15 protein-coding genes are annotated in these 12452 nt (G+C 39.7%); 10 read left to right on the top strand and 5 right to left on the bottom strand.

The features are described 5' to 3' along the window. Positions 1–19 precede the first annotated feature (19 nt). The 4 genes from CYK47_RS00155 to lysC are packed head-to-tail and all read left to right on the top strand — an operon-like array spanning position 20 to position 1515. The gene (locus CYK47_RS00155; RefSeq protein WP_122897721.1) at positions 20–412 is read left to right on the top strand and encodes a hypothetical protein; all 393 of its coding nucleotides are present in this window, start codon (positions 20–22) and stop codon (positions 410–412) included. Next, the gene (locus tag CYK47_RS00150; RefSeq protein WP_122897719.1) at positions 409–996 is read left to right on the top strand and encodes an N-acetylmuramidase family protein; all 588 of its coding nucleotides are present in this window, start codon (positions 409–411) and stop codon (positions 994–996) included. The genes CYK47_RS00155 and CYK47_RS00150 overlap by 4 nt, the downstream gene beginning before the upstream one ends. Beyond that, the gene (locus CYK47_RS00145; protein ID WP_122898132.1) at positions 996–1367 is read left to right on the top strand and encodes a hypothetical protein; all 372 of its coding nucleotides are present in this window, start codon (positions 996–998) and stop codon (positions 1365–1367) included. The genes CYK47_RS00150 and CYK47_RS00145 overlap by 1 nt, the downstream gene beginning before the upstream one ends. Continuing rightward, positions 1312–1515, top strand: coding sequence for an Rz1-like lysis system protein LysC (gene lysC, locus CYK47_RS15880; RefSeq protein WP_502697041.1), 204 nt, complete (start codon positions 1312–1314; stop codon positions 1513–1515). Before CYK47_RS00145 ends, lysC begins: the two co-directional genes overlap by 56 nt. On the opposite strand, the gene CYK47_RS00140 is transcribed toward lysC, so the two are convergent. Beyond that, positions 1508–2161, bottom strand: coding sequence for a hypothetical protein (locus CYK47_RS00140; RefSeq protein WP_164709118.1), 654 nt, complete (start codon positions 2159–2161; stop codon positions 1508–1510). The two genes, lysC and CYK47_RS00140, sit on opposite strands and share 8 nt — an antisense overlap. 270 nt (positions 2162–2431) lie before the next feature. Between CYK47_RS00140 and CYK47_RS00135 the strand changes: the two genes are divergently transcribed. Both CYK47_RS00135 and fumC read left to right on the top strand, forming a co-directional pair. Further along, positions 2432–3439 (top strand): NAD-dependent epimerase/dehydratase family protein, encoded by a 1008-nt coding sequence (locus tag CYK47_RS00135; RefSeq protein ID WP_122897716.1) that lies wholly within the window; start codon positions 2432–2434, stop codon positions 3437–3439. A gap of 109 nt (positions 3440–3548) precedes the next feature. Then, positions 3549–4943 carry a class II fumarate hydratase gene (gene fumC / locus CYK47_RS00130; RefSeq protein WP_122897714.1) on the top strand — a complete coding sequence of 465 codons (1395 nt, stop codon included), beginning with the start codon at positions 3549–3551 and terminating at the stop codon, positions 4941–4943. A 73-nt stretch (positions 4944–5016) separates the two neighbouring features. Here fumC and CYK47_RS00125 read toward each other — a convergent pair whose 3' ends face one another. Further along, a complete protein-coding gene (locus CYK47_RS00125; RefSeq protein ID WP_122897712.1) occupies positions 5017–5709 on the bottom strand; it encodes a hypothetical protein in 693 nt (230 codons plus the stop codon). Positions 5710–5941: 232 nt separating this feature from the next. On the opposite strand from CYK47_RS00125, the gene CYK47_RS00120 reads away from it, so the two are divergent. Both CYK47_RS00120 and CYK47_RS00115 read left to right on the top strand, forming a co-directional pair. Next, the gene (locus tag CYK47_RS00120) at positions 5942–6433 is read left to right on the top strand and encodes a hypothetical protein (protein WP_122897710.1); all 492 of its coding nucleotides are present in this window, start codon (positions 5942–5944) and stop codon (positions 6431–6433) included. Between the two features lie 150 nt (positions 6434–6583). Beyond that, entirely contained in the window at positions 6584–7189 is a 606-nt protein-coding gene (locus CYK47_RS00115) for a nitroreductase family protein (RefSeq protein ID WP_122897708.1), read from the top strand. A gap of 33 nt (positions 7190–7222) precedes the next feature. Here the strand turns inward: CYK47_RS00115 and CYK47_RS00110 are convergent, their stop codons facing one another. Beyond that, positions 7223–9007, bottom strand: a complete 1785-nt coding sequence (locus CYK47_RS00110; protein WP_122897706.1) for an acyl-CoA dehydrogenase family protein — start codon at positions 9005–9007, stop codon at positions 7223–7225. Positions 9008–9106: 99 nt separating this feature from the next. Here CYK47_RS00110 and CYK47_RS00105 point away from each other — a divergent pair, with 99 nt between their 5' ends. Next, complete coding sequence (locus CYK47_RS00105) at positions 9107–10099, top strand: GlxA family transcriptional regulator (protein WP_252150233.1); 993 nt, start codon at positions 9107–9109, stop codon at positions 10097–10099. On the opposite strand, the gene CYK47_RS00100 is transcribed toward CYK47_RS00105, so the two are convergent. Both CYK47_RS00100 and CYK47_RS00095 read right to left on the bottom strand, forming a co-directional pair. Beyond that, a complete protein-coding gene (locus CYK47_RS00100) occupies positions 10083–11270 on the bottom strand; it encodes an MFS transporter (protein ID WP_122897704.1) in 1188 nt (395 codons plus the stop codon). The two genes, CYK47_RS00105 and CYK47_RS00100, sit on opposite strands and share 17 nt — an antisense overlap. Next, a complete protein-coding gene (locus CYK47_RS00095; RefSeq protein ID WP_122897702.1) occupies positions 11263–11706 on the bottom strand; it encodes a MarR family winged helix-turn-helix transcriptional regulator in 444 nt (147 codons plus the stop codon). Before CYK47_RS00095 ends, CYK47_RS00100 begins: the two co-directional genes overlap by 8 nt. A 194-nt stretch (positions 11707–11900) precedes the next feature. Between CYK47_RS00095 and CYK47_RS00090 the strand changes: the two genes are divergently transcribed. Further along, positions 11901–12350 (top strand): DUF2946 domain-containing protein, encoded by a 450-nt coding sequence (locus CYK47_RS00090; protein WP_122897700.1) that lies wholly within the window; start codon positions 11901–11903, stop codon positions 12348–12350. Positions 12351–12452: the final 102 nt, after the last annotated feature.

Raw genomic sequence — 12452 nt, 5'->3', positions numbered from 1 at the left:
CCAAAATATAGGGGGCTGTATGGCCGAACCAGTAGTCAGTACCGCAGGTGCTACCGTGTTTTTAAAAGTTTACGGCATTTGGATTGCAGCAGTTATTTGTGCGTCTTTGATCGCATTGGTCATCATGCTTATTCGCATGCCAAAAAGCCCAACTGAGTGGGCAGTGGGGCTAATTTGTACGCTTGTATCTAGTTTTACAGGTGGGTCGTTTTTAATTGTTTATTTTGAGCTGCATGCTTGGGTGGTTGATCCGTTTGGTGTGATGGCATTGGGTGGCATTTTCTTTATGTCCGGCTTACCAGGTTGGGCAATTGTACGTTGGACTACTAACTTTATTCATCAGCGTGAAAGTAAAACAATTCTTGATGTTGTACGTGAATTAAAAGATGCGAAGGATGAATTAAAAAAATGAGCAAAAAACTAACAGCACAACAAATTGAACAACAGGCACAAAAGCTAGGTATTCAAGTCACTGCTTTACGCGCCGTGATTGAAGTTGAGTGCAAAGGCAGTGGTTTTAATGCTGATGGTACGCCAGTCATCTTGTATGAACGCCATATTTTCCATCGTCGCTTACAAGCAATCAATTGGATCACTAAGTCTAAAGAGTGGACCAAGCAACATCCTGATCTTTGTAATCCATTATCCGGCAACTATGGCAAATATTCTGAGCAGCATGCAAAACTTGAACGTGCAGCAAAACTTAATCGTGATGTGGCTTTAGAATCATGTTCTTGGGGTATTGGTCAAGTCATGGGCTTTCATTGGCAGGTGCTTGGATATGATTCGATTCAAGCCTTTGTAAATGCAATGTATGAAAGCGAAGCCAAGCAGCTTGATGCAATGTGTCGCTATATTGAGAAAAACAATTTAATTCAGCATCTTAAAAATAAAGATTGGGCTAAGTTTGCACGTGGCTATAACGGTGTGGCCTATGCTAAAAATCAGTATGACAAAAAGTTGGCAGCTGCTTATAAAAAGTGGGGTGGCAAGTGATACCAATACTCACGGTCTTATGGAAATACAAAACATGGGTCGCAATCGCGGCCCTTGTTGCTTTGTATATTGGCCAAATTGCTTACACGAATCACTTAGCAGGCAAACTTAAAAAAGCCGAAGCCACTTGTACTGCAAAGATTCAAAAAATCGAGCAAGCCAATTTGCAAGCATCCATTGAAAAACAAAATGAACTTAATCAACTGAGTGCAGACTATGAACAAGCCAAAGCTGAACGAAAAACCGAAGTCGAATATCGTACACGTACCGTCTATAAAGTTGTTGATCGGCCTGTTTATCTCAATCAATGCGCTGATGCTGACGGCATGTCAGAACTCAACTCGCTTATCAAAAGTCGAAGTGCCAGCTAACTTGATGCAGCCATGTCAGCAACTTCAAGAGGTGCAGGGCACAACCGGCAAGGATTTTATGCTCTGGGGTATAGATACAGTTGCAAAATATAATGAGTGTGCAGCTCAGAATGATGCATGGATTAAAATAGGAAAAGCCCTCAAGTGAGGGCTTTATAATATGATCGAAGCTCAAAAAAAGTAGCTCTATATCTAGCACGTAAAGACTCATTGAGTTGGATGTAAGTTGCAATATATTCTTCACTTGCAATGCCTTGATCAAATCTATACCGCTCATGACAAGTTTTAATATAAAACTCTAATACATCTATTATTGCTTCAAATTGAGGTTTGAATTTACTATCAAACTCATCTTTCGGTATAAAGAATCCAAAATTAGAAAATATAATTGCTGTTTCATTTGCTATGATCTCTAATTCATGCACATGTTTTCTAAATTCTTTATTGAGATCAAGCTTGGGATCGCTTCGGAAATATCGAAGCATAAACATACGTATATTCATAAGCTTTATATCGAGATTTTGTATAAAGTCGAAACCTTTCAGACACATTTGGGTATCTACTGACATATTATGAGCATGTCTCCAATCATTAAATAGAAGAGAGGCAATATAAGCAGCTGTTAATGTTGCAGCACCACCAAATAAGCCTGCGGTAACACCAAATGATTTATCTAATACCTCAAAAAGCTTAAGATCAGTCTGACTGTATAAGTAGTAGGCAAAGCTAAAGATAGGAATCATTAATACGGAGCAAACAATAATTGCTGTTTGTACGAGATCTTTCTGTTTCAATTGGCACCCGCTAGTTAGAAAGTGTTTGCTTGTATTTGTAAGGAATTATGAATTTTCAATTATAAACGACAACATTTACTATTCAGAACAATAACAAAGCAAATATTTCAACTCTGTAAAATGAAGCTATAATGCTCTTGCAGATTAGCCGGCTCAAGAGAAATTTTGAGTCGGTTTTTTGGTTTTCATGCCTGTGGATAAGTTCTTAATAACACCAAAACTACGCCATTTAGATGCAAGTTATTGATAATTATACGGAGTAGATAAACAATGATTTTAGTGACGGGTGGTTTAGGCTTTATAGGCTCCCACATTGCATTAAGCCTCATGGCACAAGGCCAAGAAGTGGTCATTGTGGATAATCTATCCAATGCCAACATGCAAATCTTACAACGCCTTGAATATAGTTCGGGCATGTTTGTGCCGTTTGTCAAGGTCGATATTCGAAATACACCTGCTTTAAACAAAGTCTTTGAACAATATTCAATTGAGGCTGTAGTACATTGTGCTGGTTTTAAATCATTGCATGAATCTGCGCTCAAACCTCTTGAGTATTATAATGATAATGTCAGTTGTATCATGAGTTTATTGCGTTCTATGCAACGCACTGGTGTTCGCAATTTAGTGCATTTATCGAGTCTTGCTGTTTATGGGCAATCTAGTTTAAGCTTAGATGAAGATACCCCAATTCAATATAACTACCCTAATCCCTATGTTCGATCGCAACAAATGATTGAACAGATTATTGAAGATACCTTTGTCACTGATAGCGAATGGAAAATTGCCATTTTACGTTTAGGTAATATTGCCGGTGCCTTTGGCAATGGCGTATTAGGTGAAATGGTAGCACCGTTGCCAAAAAATATTTTACCATTGGTATTACAAGTGGCTGCCGAGCAACGTGATCTTGTTGAGTTACGCCAAGACGCAGACACGCCTGATCATACGGTAGAACGTAGTTTCTTGCATGTGATGGATGCCAGTCGCGCCGTGATTGCCAGTTTAAAATGGTTATTCCAACAGCAGAACGTTTGTGAAGCTTTTAATATTGCCGGCGAAGTGATTTCCATGCAACAACTCATGGCAAAAGTGGCAGCTGTCACGCAAAAAAATATTCCGATTCAAGCCGCTGTGCCAACCGATCAGCTAGAAATTACCCAATTGGCCAGCCAATCTTCTAAGGCAAAAGATGTATTGGCGTGGGAAGCTCAATATGATGTGGATAAAATGATCGAGGATCAATGGTTGTTCTATCAAAATGTCCTGAATGGACAATAATGCAAATAATTATCATTTACTAATGGTTTGACTTTGATTAATATAGACTTTCCAGCCATAGCATGTGGATTGTGCTAGAGCCAATAATTGCAATAAATAGAGGTTAAACATGTCGACACGTATTGAACACGACACGATGGGTAATGTTGAAGTACCGAGTGAAGCAATGTGGGGTGCACAAACACAGCGTAGTCTGCAAAACTTTAAAATTGGTGCTGAGCGTTTACCTCGTCCAATGATCCGTGCGATGGGCTTAGTCAAAAAAGCAGCGGCACAAACCAATGCAGCTTTGCAACAAATTCCACAAGAATTGGCAAATTATATTGTCGATGCGGCGGAAGAAGTGATTGCAGGGCAGTGGGACAGCCAATTCCCGCTTGTGGTTTGGCAAACTGGTTCGGGCACGCAAAGTAATATGAACTGTAATGAGGTGATTGCCAATATTGCCAACCAAAAACTAGGTAATCCATTGGGTTCACAAAAGCCAGTGCATCCTAATGACCATGTGAACCGTGCGCAGTCGACCAATGACTCGTTCCCAACAGCGATTCATGTGGCAGCAAGTTTACAAATTAATGAGTTATTGATTCCTGCAGTGACAGCGCTACGCAATACCTTAGATGCTAAAGCGCAAGAATTTAATGATATTGTTAAAATTGGTCGTACCCATTTACAAGATGCAACGCCACTGACCTTAGGTCAAGAATTTAGCGGCTATGTATCGCAGCTTGATCACGGGTTAAAACGCCTAAACCAAGCACTAGAAGGCTTGTACGAATTACCACTCGGTGGCACTGCAGTAGGTACAGGTTTAAATGCACATCCTGATTATGCAGTAAAATCTGCAGCACAATTGGCAACTTTAACCGGTTTACCATTTGTGACCGCACCCAATAAATTTGAAGCTTTAGCCGGTCGTGATGCTGCGGTATTTGCTTCAGGTGCTTTAAAAACCCTTGCGGCAAGTTTAAATAAAATTGCCAATGATATTCGTTGGTTAGCGAGCGGCCCACGTTGTGGTTTTGGTGAAATTCGTATTCCTGAGAATGAACCTGGTTCAAGTATTATGCCGGGTAAAGTCAACCCAACCCAAAGTGAAGCCATGACCATGGTGGTAGCGCAAGTGTTAGGGAATGACACCACCATTAATGTGGCAGGTGCATCGGGTAACTTTGAGCTGAATGTATTTATGCCCGTGATTGCTTTTAACTTATTGCAATCAATTCAGTTATTAGGTGATGCGTGTAATAGCTTTAATGAGCACTGTGCAGTGGGGATTGAGCCAAACCGTGACAAAATTGATCATTTCTTGCATAACTCACTGATGCTTGTGACTGCATTAAACCCTGTAATTGGTTATGAAAATGCAGCCAAAGTGGCTAAAACGGCTTATAAAGAAGGCAAAACTTTAAAGCAAGTTGCGGTTGAACTTAATTTAGTGACTGAAGAGCAATTTGATGCAGTGGTAAAACCTGAAGAAATGGTTGCGCCAAACGTTAAGTAGTTCAATAAGAAGCCCTCATTTTGAGGGCTTCTTATGTTGGAAAATAGACTTCATCTAAATGATTTAACATTCTTTAATTTTGTGCTTTTAACTGCTGATATAGATTTAAGATATAAGTTGACTCTAGTTCATGAATAGTATTTTGTACTTTGGGTAGAAATTTGTTAAAGATTAAGTGACAAGATTTATCGACTGTTAAAGTTTCATCGTAAAAATTATTAATAATATTGATTAATGCATCTAACTTTTGATCGAATTTAACCGAATCTCCTGACCTAGTGAAATGATCGGGATTGTTAAGAAATTTTATTTTATGGTATGAGTCTGATAATTTGGCTAGTTGTAGACGTAGAGATTTGATGTCATTAATGATCGAAACTAGCGCTAATTTATCGGATCTAGAAAAAATACTATTTATAGTACGCTTTCGTTGACTATATCGAAAATTCTCAAAATCTAATTTGATTTTTGAACAGTATGTATCTACATGACGAAAATTTGTTATAACATCTAATATAAGGTTGTTTTGTATGTTTTTATTATGTTGATCTTTCCAATCATGAAACAAATAGGCTGCTATACATGCTGCCCAAAGCGTAGCTACTCCACCAAAAAAGCCTGCTGTCGTTGATAAAGCATCTTTGGCTGCTGCCGGTGAAGTAGAATAGGTATAAAAAATCCAAAAAGTTATCATCAAAAATAAGATAGAAATGATAACTCCCCCGACCATACTAAAGAATATAGGTTTTATTTTTGGTTCTTGCATTTTTCTCTGTAAAACAATCGCATATGGTTAGGAGGAGATTCTGCTTTAAGTAATGATGTTTTCCAATGATTAAATAGCTTTAGATTCGATAAAAAATGATTGATCAGTCAAAAACATTGAATAAGCGCGGATAATTGCTAAAATAGCTTTTGATTTTTATGGCTGTAATTTTATAAGTTGCTCTTGAAAGCTAACTATATGAAAAACAGCATCTTACTTACAGGTTCTCTCAATGCTTTCTATTTATTTAACAGATGTTCGTAAACAGGTACAATTTAAGAATTATCCGGGTGAACATCCTGTTAAATTTATTCTTAACTTTAAAAAGATCTTCCCAAGTGTCATGGAACTGATTTTACCTGTACTTCCAGATGACGAAAACCTAGAAGAAATGACATGGGAATCAACCAATAAAGATTTTGAAATCTTTAAACTTTTACTCAGCGGTTGGGGTGTGGTGGAATTACGTTTAAGCGCCATTGCTCAATTTAAAAATAAAAACTTTGCAGATCAATTGGTTAAAAAATCGCAGCAACAACGTAAACAATGGTCGCAAAAAAACCAAAAGCTCTCAAATATCGAACTCGATTATTTGTTATTGCATCATATCCATACCTTAATTGATGCAGAGCTAGTAGAGCTCGGTGAGAAATTCTACTTACCAACACTACGCGATTTGTGGAAATCGTATGTGACACAAAATGTGTTAACTGCACAAATCTAATTTAAAAAATCCTCCCATGTGGAGGATTTTTTTAGCATAAAAATTGCATTATTTTTCAGGTAAAAATACATAAGTTGAGCGTTGGTTTAGCAGGCAATTGCTACAATCAAACCGTTATTTTTAGACTTCACTACAAACGAGGCAATATACATGTCAAATCAGTTTTTAAACCTTATTGAAAAACGTCGTACGATTTACGCCATTGGTAAAAATGTAGAACATAGCCCAGCGTATTTAACTGATTTGATTCAAAATGCGATTAAACAAAGCCCATCTTCATTTAATTCACAATCATCACGCGCGGTGATTTTATTTCATGCAGAACATGAAAAATTTTGGAACTTTGTGAAAGATGCGCTAAAAGCCTATGCCAAAGATGCAGAAAGCGCTGCAAAAACTGAAGCCAAAATGGACAGTTTTGCTGCAGGGGTAGGTACAGTTTTATTTTTTGAAGATCAAGATGTCGTGGCTGGCTTACAAGCAAGTTTCCCTTCGTATGCAGAGAATTTCCCAATTTGGGCAGAGCATTCTACAGCGATTGCGCAATTTGCAACATGGACAGCACTACATAGCGCAGGCGTTGGCGCATCATTACAGCATTACAATCCGATTGTAGATGCTCAAGTACATGCAGAATGGGATGTGCCGGCAACATGGAAACTGCGTGCTCAGCTTGTCTTTGGTTCAATTGAAGGCGAACCAAAAGCAAAAGGCTACATGGATGATGCAGCACGCTTTAAAGTGTTTGGTGCATAAAGCAAAAAAGCCACTCATTCGAGTGGCTTTTTATTAGAACCAATTGGCTTGCATATCTAAACAGGTGCGATCAAGACGTTGTAAAATCTGCGCATGTTGTTCAATTTGTGGGAGTTCCCAAGTAATAAAATAACGTGCCGCTTGTAATTTGCCTTGCCAAAAATCTACATCTTCTTGCTGCTTCGAGTGCGCAAATTGTTGCTCGGCATGATTGGCCATCTCAAGCCATAACCATGCAATCACCACTTTACCCATTAAATCTAAATATAGACTGGCATTGGCAAGAGATAAATCCAGCTCACCTTGCTGTAAATGTTGCCCTAAAAAGGCGGTAGTCTGTTGTGCAGTATTAAGATGACTACGGAAGGTGTCGGCAAGATGTTGAATATCAGGATGGCGAACTTGGCTTAATGTGCTTTGTATGCGCTGCATCAGCAAGGCCAAACCACGTCCATCATGTTGCCAAAGTTTACGTGCCAATAAATCTAAAGCTTGAATACCTGTTGTGCCTTCATGGATCGGGTTGAGACGGTTATCACGGTAGCATTGTTCGACCGGATAATCCTTGGTATAGCCTGCGCCGCCTAACACTTGAATGGCTAAATCATTGGCTTTTGGGCCATATTCAGACGGGAATGATTTCACAATAGGGGTGAGTAAATCGAGCAAAATACCATGATCTTCTGAATCTAAGCCGTATCCATCATCAATAAGGCGTGCCGCAAATAAACATAAAGCAAGGCTACCTTCTACATAACTCTTTTGCGCCAAGAGCATACGTTTGACATCACTGTGCTCGATAATATGAACAGGGCGACTGTGACCATTTTTTTCACTCGGTAGACGACCTTGTGGGCGCTGTTTGGCATAACTTAATGATTCCAAATAACCACGATAACCAATCATGGCCGCACCTAAGCCAACCCCGACGCGTGCTTCATTCATCATTTTAAACATATAGCTTAAGCCACGACCGGCTTCACCGATTAAATAGCCTAAGCATTGATCTTTTTCACCAAAATTAAGAACGGTAGAGGTTGTACCACGATAGCCCATTTTATGCAGTAAACCCGCAAGCTGTACATCATTGCGTTCAGCTAAACTGCCATCGGCATGAACTAAAAATTTCGGTACGATAAATAAAGAAATACCTTTAACGCCCTGTGGCGCACCTTCAATACGCGCTAAAACCAAATGCACAATATTTTCGGTAATATCTTGATCGCCACCTGAAATAAACATTTTTTGACCTTTAATCAAATAATGCTCGCCGTGTGGCGTGGCTTTAGTGCTTAAATCACCTAAAGAAGAACCCACGTTAGGCTCAGTTAACACCATGGTTCCGGCAAAACGCCCATCTAACATAGGCTGTAAAAAACGTTGTTTTTGCTCATCATTGCCAAAAGCATGAATCACATTCGCTGCGGCAGCAGTTAAAAACGGGTAGGCGACTGAACTTGGATTGGCGGACATAAAAATAGCTTTGACTGCCATATGAATCAATTTGGGTAATTGCATGCCGCCCAAAGCTTCATCATGCTGCGCGCCAATAAAACCTGCTTGAGCAAAATTCTGCCATGCGGTTTTCACTTCCGGAATGGTTTTTACTTGCTGACCATCAAATTCTGGTTCATGTTGGTCGGCTTTGGCATTATGTGGGGCAAAATGTTGTTGGGCAATTTTATGCGCAGTATCTAATATACTGTTAAAGGCACTTTGATCGTAGGCTTGATAGCGTGAATATTGGTTTAAATTTTGTGCTTCTAATACGTTGTATAATAAAAAATTTAAATCTTTCCAATTGATAAGTTCAGACATACAGCATCCCTGTGATTAATGTTTTTTAGCAGTATAAACAGCTGCAAGCAGCAGAAAAATTGTTCATAATGACAGCAAACAAGCGAAAAATGACAAAAGATGCCGAATAATAAAATGAGTGTGGTGGTAGCAGGTTTCGATGGGGCTTTGGCTTCAGCCATGACCGGTATTGTAGATTTGCTCTCACTCGCTGGTGTGACATGGAATCGTATTCAGCACAAAAAGATTGAGCGTTTATTTGAAGTGAAAATTGCTTCGCCACATGGCAACGCGATTCAATGTATTAATGGTTTAAACATTCATGCACATTTATCCTACGCAGATGTCAAACAACCCGATGTCTTGGTGGTGCCGACCATTGGTGGCCCCATAGATCCGATTTTGCAGCAACAGCAAGCCTTGCTCGAACTCATTCGAAAAGCGGATCAACACGCCACCACCATTGCAGGCAATTGCACCGGCAGCTTTTTTTTAGCTGAAGCCGGTATTTTAGACGGAAGGACTGCCACCACCCATTGGGGTTTTGAACCTGAGTTTCGCGCGCGTTATCCAAAGGTTCATTTACATCCTGAACAAATGATTAGTCGCGATGGGCATATTTATACTGCCGGTGGTGGTTTAGCGTGGTTTGATTTAGGCTTACATTTGATTGATCGTTTTTATGGTTTTGAAATTGCCATCGAAACAGCAAAAGCTTTTGTCATTGATTATCAACGTGATAGCCAACTGTCTTATGCTTTATTGCGCGTTGCCAGACCACATCAAGATCTGCTGGTACAACAGATACAAAAATTTTTAGCCCAGCATTTATCACAAAGTATAGCTTTAGAAGATTTAGCACAGCACTTTAATCTGACCACACGCACGCTCATTCGCCGTTTTAAAGCGGCACTTGATGTGCCGCCCAATCGCTATATTCAAGCCATGCGTATGGAAGCGGCACAAAAACGTTTAGAGCAAACTGAACACAGTATTGATCAGATTATGCTAGCGGTCGGTTATCAAGATTCTAGTTCCTTTAGGCGTTTATTTCGTAAACATACCGGACTTACGCCGCTAGAATACCGGCGCCGTTTTAGCCGATCGGCTTAACATGACGTGCATGTAATACATAATATAAGACAATGGCTGCTAAACTGGCAATCGCGCTATATAAGTACAATTGACTATAAGCGATATGATTTAAGGCCAAACCTAAAAAATAAGGCCCAAAACCTAAGCCAGCATCTAAGAAAATAAAGAAAGTTGAGGTGGCAAATCCCATACGCGCCAAATGAGTGCTTTTAATAGCAATGGTTTGACAGACTGATTGAATGTTACCGTAACCTAAGCCTAGTAAAGCAGCACTGATTAATAAGCCACGACCGCTTTCGACCTGACTTAAAATCAATAGACCTAAAGCCATGCTGATAAAAGCAGGGTACATAATCACATTTTCACCACGACGATCCATTAACGGTCCTGTAAACGGACGGGAAATTAAAATCGCGACCGCATACATCAAGAAAAACACCGATGCAGTTTCAACCAAGTTAATTTCTTTGGCGTAAAAGTTAATGTAGGACAACACGCCTGAATAGCAGGTAGAAACCAATAAAATCACTACACCAATCGGAATGGCCTTTTTTTCCATGACTTTAGAAATGAAGTCGTTTGGTTCATCGTTGCTTATGGTGGAGTTTTTAGCCGCTGTAATGGCATCTGGGACTTGTAAAAAGCAGCCAACTAATAAGCACAATAAGGCAAAGCCACTCGATAGCGCAAAGATCGCCTGATAACCCAAATGCAGCATCATCCAAATCGCTAAAAATGGCCCGATGGCGGTACCTAAAGTACTACTCATGCTGTAATAGCCAATGCCTTCACCTCTACGGCTAGGCGGTAAAATTTGCGCGATGATGGTGCCTAACACGGTTGAGGCAATCCCCATCATAAAACCATGCATAAAGCGCACCACCAATAGGCCGCTGACACCCATAGGCACAAAATACAGCAGTGATAATAAGAAGAAGCCAATTAAGCCAATAAGCATCGTGGTTTTACGACCAAAATGTAGTAACACTTGCCCAACTATTAAACGCCCAACCAAGGTGCCGACAATAAATAAACCGGAAATTAAACCGGCTGCGGCAGTTGAAGCGCCCAATTCTGCAACGGTATAGCCAACAATGACAATAACTAACAGGTAAAACACCATCACTAAAAAAAAGTTAATGGCGCTGACCAAAATAAAATTACGCGTCCATAATGGTGCTTCAGACATGGATAGCTCCTTGTTCAGAGAGTTCTAAACGCGCAATCAGGGTATGCAGAGTAGTTAGGCTATGTTGTAACTGACTTGCATCAATACCCTCTAATAACTGTTGCTCAAGACGATCAATCTCTTGAGCACAGTGGGCAAATAGCATTTGACCTTGCTGATTTAACATGAGTTTTTTTTCACGTTTGTCAGGGCTGTCTAATACTTGTAATAGCATCAGCTGATTGAGGATCTGTATGCGTTTGGCAATCGCAGGTTTAGACACATTTAAATAGTGTGCAATTTCAATACTGGTGCAGCTGTGCTTGAGTTGGAGCACATACATGACTTGCCATAATGAATAATTAAGTTGATAAGGGAGAAGGAGATGATTGATCTGCTCGCTAAGCAGACGGGCACTGCGTACAAGAGCAGTACGAAATTTAAGTACATTGGGCATAGATAGTTAACTAGGGTAACTAAAACTGTGACTTTACGCTTATGTCATAAACTGATCAATAAAAAAACAAAAAAAATAGTAAAAAGGCTTTTAAAATATGTTTTTATAATCTATATTGGTTGTATGTAAACTTTTGTATATTTTATACATCAAAGGTTTAGCAAAATTTCTGTCCTTTTTTTTAGGATCTAGTGATGCTAAGACGTGGTGGTTTACTGTTGGCTTTTGCTACAGTACTTTTACAGTTAGCGGTGCACTTACAACCGCTATTACCGGAGCAATACCATATTGCACCGGCATGCCACTCATTGACCCATCATTTACTCACCCGTGCTTTAGATGACCATAGCCATGAGCATAATTCTAACCATGCCGAGCAAACCCTGCTTGAGGCTTGGAATTTAAAGCAACTTCTTACAGCACATCATCAGCATGTGCATGATCCATATCATCATCATTGCCAATACTGTACCGTGTATGGCGATATCGTGTTGCCTTTAGATTTGCATGTCAAAGCCGTACTCGATCGCATTCAAGTGCGTTATTTGGCTTTTGTGGAAAATAGCAGTCATGTCTATTTTGCACTGCAATGTCTTTTTTTAATGCCACAAGGTCGGGCGCCGCCTATTGCTCTGTCACTTTAAATTCTTGTTCTTAAATTTGACTGAGTAATTGTTATGTTATGTTGTATTTTTGCCCAAATGATGTGGGCAGGGCGAGGCTTTGGCCAAAATCAATCCAACGTG

The organism is Acinetobacter sp. B51(2017) (genome assembly GCF_003711395.1).
Taxonomy (GTDB): domain Bacteria; phylum Pseudomonadota; class Gammaproteobacteria; order Pseudomonadales; family Moraxellaceae; genus Acinetobacter.
Note: the sequence above shows the minus strand (reverse complement) of the source record. Positions and strands in the feature narration are given on the sequence as shown.

Bases quoted from the DNA above. Each gene is read 5' to 3' on its own strand.
- CYK47_RS00155 (WP_122897721.1), top strand. From the start codon at position 20: ATGGCCGAACCAGTAGTCAGTACCGCAGGTGCTACCGTGTTTTTAAAA.
- CYK47_RS00150 (WP_122897719.1), top strand. From the start codon at position 409: ATGAGCAAAAAACTAACAGCACAACAAATTGAACAACAGGCACAAAAG.
- lysC (WP_502697041.1), top strand. From the start codon at position 1,312: ATGCTGACGGCATGTCAGAACTCAACTCGCTTATCAAAAGTCGAAGTG.
- CYK47_RS00135 (WP_122897716.1), top strand. From the start codon at position 2,432: ATGATTTTAGTGACGGGTGGTTTAGGCTTTATAGGCTCCCACATTGCA.
- fumC (WP_122897714.1), top strand. From the start codon at position 3,549: ATGTCGACACGTATTGAACACGACACGATGGGTAATGTTGAAGTACCG.
- CYK47_RS00125 (WP_122897712.1), bottom strand. From the start codon at position 5,709: ATGCAAGAACCAAAAATAAAACCTATATTCTTTAGTATGGTCGGGGGA.
- CYK47_RS00120 (WP_122897710.1), top strand. From the start codon at position 5,942: ATGCTTTCTATTTATTTAACAGATGTTCGTAAACAGGTACAATTTAAG.
- CYK47_RS00115 (WP_122897708.1), top strand. From the start codon at position 6,584: ATGTCAAATCAGTTTTTAAACCTTATTGAAAAACGTCGTACGATTTAC.
- CYK47_RS00110 (WP_122897706.1), bottom strand. From the start codon at position 9,007: ATGTCTGAACTTATCAATTGGAAAGATTTAAATTTTTTATTATACAAC.
- CYK47_RS00105 (WP_252150233.1), top strand. From the start codon at position 9,107: ATGCCGAATAATAAAATGAGTGTGGTGGTAGCAGGTTTCGATGGGGCT.
- CYK47_RS00100 (WP_122897704.1), bottom strand. From the start codon at position 11,270: ATGTCTGAAGCACCATTATGGACGCGTAATTTTATTTTGGTCAGCGCC.
- CYK47_RS00095 (WP_122897702.1), bottom strand. From the start codon at position 11,706: ATGCCCAATGTACTTAAATTTCGTACTGCTCTTGTACGCAGTGCCCGT.
- CYK47_RS00090 (WP_122897700.1), top strand. From the start codon at position 11,901: ATGCTAAGACGTGGTGGTTTACTGTTGGCTTTTGCTACAGTACTTTTA.